The sequence below is a fragment of the Moorena sp. SIO2C4 genome (assembly GCF_010672485.1).
GTDB classification, from domain to species: domain Bacteria; phylum Cyanobacteriota; class Cyanobacteriia; order Cyanobacteriales; family Coleofasciculaceae; genus Moorena; species Moorena producens.
Genome location: NZ_JAAHGN010000479.1, coordinates 1 through 5,530 on the forward strand (window position 1 = coordinate 1; position 5,530 = coordinate 5,530).

2 protein-coding genes and 1 pseudogene are annotated in these 5,530 nt (G+C 42.5%); all 3 read right to left on the bottom strand.

What is annotated here, in order from left to right; translation table 11 throughout:
• Nucleotides 1–66: 66 nt before the first annotated feature.
• Complete coding sequence (locus F6K20_RS22390) at nt 67–3,135, bottom strand: hypothetical protein (protein WP_287296079.1); 3,069 nt, start codon at nt 3,133–3,135, stop codon at nt 67–69.
• Between the two features lie 63 nt (nt 3,136–3,198).
• Nucleotides 3,199–3,783, bottom strand: a complete 585-nt coding sequence (locus F6K20_RS22395; protein WP_287296081.1) for a DNA circularization N-terminal domain-containing protein — start codon at nt 3,781–3,783, stop codon at nt 3,199–3,201.
• A gap of 127 nt (nt 3,784–3,910) precedes the next feature.
• Nucleotides 3,911–5,530, bottom strand: a pseudogene (locus F6K20_RS22400) (hypothetical protein); the annotation flags it as partial.

Sequence of the window (5,530 nt, forward strand, 5' to 3'; positions counted from 1 at the left end):
GATAGAATAAGGGTAACATTTGCAACAGATAGGTCTTATTGACAATTTGAGACCTATCTTTTTCTATCACAGATCGTTACACTCTTGACGTATCAATCGTTTCAAGCCATATCGTCGCCCCCCCAGCTCAGAAAGCTTACTATTGATGTACTCAGAAACTTTATCCTGGGGTTGAGCAAGTTTTTGGATTAAACTATCAATATCTTTAAAGTCACTCTCATCAAAGGAATTCAGCAGTAGCTTCGGCCTCAGAGACTTTAAGGTTTCTAAAATTGTTTGATATGTCGTTTCAATTGCTGTTACTACCTCATTAGTCAGACTGGCAATGGCATTCTTAACCGCATTAATTGCCTGACGAATTTGCTCCCCTAGGGTCTGAGCAACGTTGCTGAGAATCTCCACTAATCGTTTCGGAGCCTCCTCGATAATTTTGATCACATTGCCAATGTCACCAAGAACAGTACGAGGCTGCTCTAGTAATTTGTCTAAAGCCTGGAGAATTTCCCGCAGAGGATTGACAATCTGTCGGTTGAGTTCATCGGGAATAACTTGCTTGAAGTGAGCAATTACCTGCTGAGGAGAAGTGCGGTTGGCACTTTCTTGCAAGCGATCGCGTTGGCTATCATTCCCCTGGAGTCTAGTGGTGTCTGTAACGATAGTATTGACTTGTTCGAGAACCTCTTGGGGGGAAGTTGCAGTAAAGTTTTGATAAAGGTTTTCCAAGCGTTCTCGCAAATCTTCATAATCTACAGCAATTTCTGCTGGTGGAGTTGGCAAGCTGGCTGCTGGTGCTGCTAGAGTTTCTACCGCCTGGTGATAAGCTTTCACTTGTCCGGCAACGCCATCGGTTGCTAGATTGGGAGTCTCGGTGTAAGTTGCGATCGCTGTTTGGAGTTGCTGCAATTGCTGTGTCAAACCCTGCTCATCAACTGCATTCACTTGGTCTACGATCTTATTTCGGATATTATTAACCTCTTTAATTTTATCGGTAAACTTTAATTTCAATATGTCCTGCAAAGTTTTCCAAAAATCTGACTTGAGGACATCCGACAACCCGATATCCGCCATCAGCTTATCTACTTGACTCAAACCATCCGTCACTTTGCCCACAAGCTTCTCGACAGGTAAATTATCTAGGTGGGTTTTGACAGTTGCCAGCTGCTGATTCAGGAAATCTGTGATCATTGTGGGAGATAAGGACTCAATCACCCCTAGTAATTTTTGGTATAATTCTTCTAACAAATCCAACAATTGCTTGGGATTAATCACTTCTAGTTTTTCCAGGAGATTATTATAAAAGTCTTTGACTGGTTGAAGAAGTATAGAAGGCTTGTACTCATTTAATTTATCCACAAGAGGAGTAAGATAGGGGTCGAGAAACTTCACTACCAGAGTACCAGGTTGTAAAGATTCAATTTTGTCGTCAATTTTATGAAATTCCCCTTCCATTAAAGCCACAATATTGTCTAAGGGAGCTAAAATCTCATCAAAGGCAGCTTTCAACTCAGGGTTAACGACACCCGGAACATCCACCGCTTTAATTACCTCTGTTCCGACTTTTAGTGCGGTTTTAACCGGGGTACTAAGGGTAGAGACATCAACCGCTTTTAACTCCTTCTCCAAGCCATTGCTTTTGGTTACCACCACTTGAAACGCTGGTTTAAGGGACACTTTTTTGAGATTTTCAGTAATTGTCCCCATACCCTCTTCAGCGTCTTTTAGGGCATTAGTAATTTGAGGACTATTCAAAATGGCAGTAACTTTTTCAAACAGATCCTTGATTTTATTTTCTAACTGCTCTTGGTTGAGCTGGTTTTTAATTTTATTGTTAACGTCGTTAATTGAATCTTCTATTTTTTTAGTTTGCTTTTTTATTTCTCCAGAAAATTCATCAACTTTACCAACAATAGTTGTCGAGGCTTGATTACATCCTTTTTTAAAGGGTTTAACTAATTCTTGGGACTTACGAGAAGTAGTTTCAATAAACTGTTTTATTTTTTGAATAATTTCTTTAATATAGCTTTTAACTGTATTTAACAGCTCTTCTCCTTGCTTAATTTTGTCGGCAATACCTTGGGTAACTTTAGTGGCAATTTCCTTCACTTTACTAATGGCTTGTTCAATAACCTCTGGTATTTTCTGGGCAAACTCTCTGAGTTTATCGGTAATAGTTTTAACTTTAGCTGTCAGAGTCTCAATATAAGTCTTGATTTTATTAAAGAAAGGAACTAAAGCTCCTGTAGTAGCACCATCTCCTGCAGTACTAATTAATTCTTCTAAAGCAGTTTGGAAATTGGTAATATTAAAGTTTTGTAAATTTGCCAGAGCTGTATCTGTGCTAGCATCAAGGCTCTCAATTTTTCTAGCAATCGCTCCAATGCTTTTTCTCAGTTTTGGAAATTGCTCTTTTTTTAGGGAAGTAGGGTCTTTTAGTGAACCCAGCAGTTGTTTATACTCTGCTATTAATTTAATTCGATCCTCGATATTCATTTCAATGCGGCTAAGAGCCTTGGAAGGAAGTTGTTCTGCTAAGGAGTTAATCTGCTCCTTAAAAATTTCGGTGAGGGCTTGTGAATCAATTTTTTTCAGTAATTCATCTGGATCTGACAATTTATCGAGGAATTTTTTTAGTGCTTTGAATAAAACATCCAAGGTGCGAACAGGTAACATTCCTGCCTTGGTGACAAATTCTTCAAATTCCCCAAAGATAGTTTTTGTGTCTGTGGGCAATTCTCCGATACTGAAGCTACCTATCAAGTCTTCAGTTAAAGAGCCAATAGACTTTTTAATGTCATTAGCAATCTTCAAGTCTCCGAAATCAGCTGCCTTGGGTAAGGTAATGGCTGCGGTAAGGCTCTCGAAGTTAAGTTCTGTGAGTTGGTCGATTTTTCCAGATAATTCTGCTTTCAGTTCCTCAGCAGATAAAGGCACCTGGGAAATTATATTCTTTACATTTGTAAAATCGACCTGAGGAAGCTGCTCTTCTATTTGCTGCTGATAATTATTAATATCAGGAAGACCATTTTGACCCAGTTGAGCAACAGTACTTTCCGCTTGATTACATTGATTTTGAGCATCAGCAAATGCTACGTTAGGATTAATGTCTTTGAATTGCTCGACAATAGAGAGTGCCATAATTTTGAGTATGATTAACTTAATCTTGTGTGTAAAAGCCGGTTAAACGCTAAAAACCGCAACTTAAATACCAAAAATAGCTTTTAATCCTTCTGTCACTTTATCTAAATCTTTTGTGGCTTCCTGTACGGGTTCTAAAGCTCCTTTTAACGGTTCCAATGGGTTAGTAATTTCCGGAATAGTACCCAGTTGTAGAGCATCAGGAAGAGTGGCAACATCCATCATATTCTTGGCGTTAACCTGAATCGACTCGTCTACCTGAGCAACAGCTCCAACCCCTTGACTACTAGAAGGTTCAGTATACTCAGCAATGGTCAAAGTATAGCTGAACTGCTCTGGCTCTTTAGCTAATTGAAACACCTCAAATCGTTCGATAAGAACCTGGCCAAAGTAGTTTCTGCCAACAATTTCGGCAATAAAATCCACCGGTTTTCGCTGTTTGTAAATTTGTCGCAGTGCCTCCAAGTCCTTACTGGCTGTAGAACCGTAAAAGATACCACTAATCCCTAAGAATACTGAATCCCGTCCCAAGTCCTGCACAAGGTTTCCTGCCATACCAGGAACACGATGGGAGATCAAATTGGCTTGCTCTAGGGTGACCAGCCGATGCACTCGGTTTAGCTTAATTTTTCCTAACTCAATAGCCATGATTAACTGCTCCCATAAAATCTGCGGTATTCGCGACTGACTTTGCTAGCGATCGCGTCCATAATCTGATCTAAGTCCATTTCTGGTGTACCGTTGCGCCTGATCATCTCTGTTTCAACCTCTGTTTCTAGCTTGCTGGGATCGGAAGAATGGGTGATGGGTAATGGGTAATGGGTGATGGGTAATGGGTAATGGGTAATGGGTGATGGGTGATGGGTAATGGGTAATGGGTAATGGGTAATGGGTAATGGCTGATCGCTGATCGCTGAGGGCTGATCGCTGAGGGCTGAGGGCTGATCGCTGAGGGCTGATCGCTGAGGGCTGATCGCTGAGGGCTGATCGCTGATGGGTCACTGGAAGTTTGAAGAGCCTGGGGTGGGGTAATATCAATATCCGCAGCCAAGGGAAACCTCTGCAAGCTTTCGGGACTCCCACCACTGATTTCCTGGGGTTGCTTAATCATGGAATGATTTGAAGAGTTTTGTGGAATGGGCATCTTGCCTTGTGGAATGGGCATCTTGCCTGTTTCCTTCCTGGGCCAGCCAGGATTCCCACCCCACTCATATTCATCCGAAGATTCAGCAATGCCTATTTCCTCACCACTCCGATAGGAATCAATCAGTTGATCGGGAGTTGCATTTGTAAATAGTACTTGATCTCCTTTGTCTTGCTTGTGCTCCCGATCTACTAGGTTTGAGTGCAACGTGGGATCAGACTCGCTAACCAGATTAGGGTTTGCTAAATTTAGCTGTTCCTGGGAAGGTAATAATTCGGCAAGTTCTTTCAAGCCCTGAACATTACTCGAATGCTTTGGTAAGACTACTTCATTCCTGCCCAGAGTTGGTTTTTTAGATAGAGGTTGGGTTGAGGGAGCAAAGGAGCCAGGAGGTGATGCAATATCAGTATCCGCACCCAAGGGAAACCTCTGCAAGGTTTCGGGACTCGGATCACTGATTTCATCACCACTCCCATAGTCATCAATCAGTTGATCGGGAGTTGCATTTGTAAATAGTACTTGATCTCCTTTGTCTTGCTTGTGCTCCCGATCTACTAGGTTTGAGTACAACATGGGATCAGAGGCACTAACCAGATTAGGGTTTGGTAAATCTAGCTGTTCCTGGGAAGGTAATAATTCGGCAAGTTCTTTCAAGCCCTGAACATTATTCGAATGCTTTGGTAAGAGTGCTTCATTCCTGTCCAGAGTTGGTTGTTTAGATCGAGATTGGGTTGAGGGAGCAACAGAGGAAGAAGGGAAGAGTTCTTGATCTAGGGTCAGCTCCTGGGCAGGAGTAGTTGTGGGCACCTTCTGCCCTCTGCCCTCTAGCTTCTGCCTTCTTGTCGCCCCTGATTCCACCCTAGAGAATTGTACATCCCCTGAATTAACGAAAACGTCGCTATTATTCCCCTGGCTGACCTGATCGCCACCGACTGGTGTTGACCAACTATCCTCCATAGTTGGATTAGGAGTTGGGTGTTGCTGAATTGAAGTATGAATGGGCGATGGTCTGGTTTGGGAAAAGCCCCCTAAATCCCCCCGAGCGAGGGATTGCTCGCTCGGGGGACTTTGAGAGTTTTGTTCCCCCCAGCGAGGGATTGCTCGCTGGGGGGCTAGGGGGGCGCAATCATACTCAGAATCAGCATCAATCGGAGTTGCTAAACCTTTTGGGATAAACCCGGAAGTTAGCCACGTCTCCAAAGCTGTGAATTCCTCACTTAGCTGTCCAACCTGAGATACAACTTCCTGTAA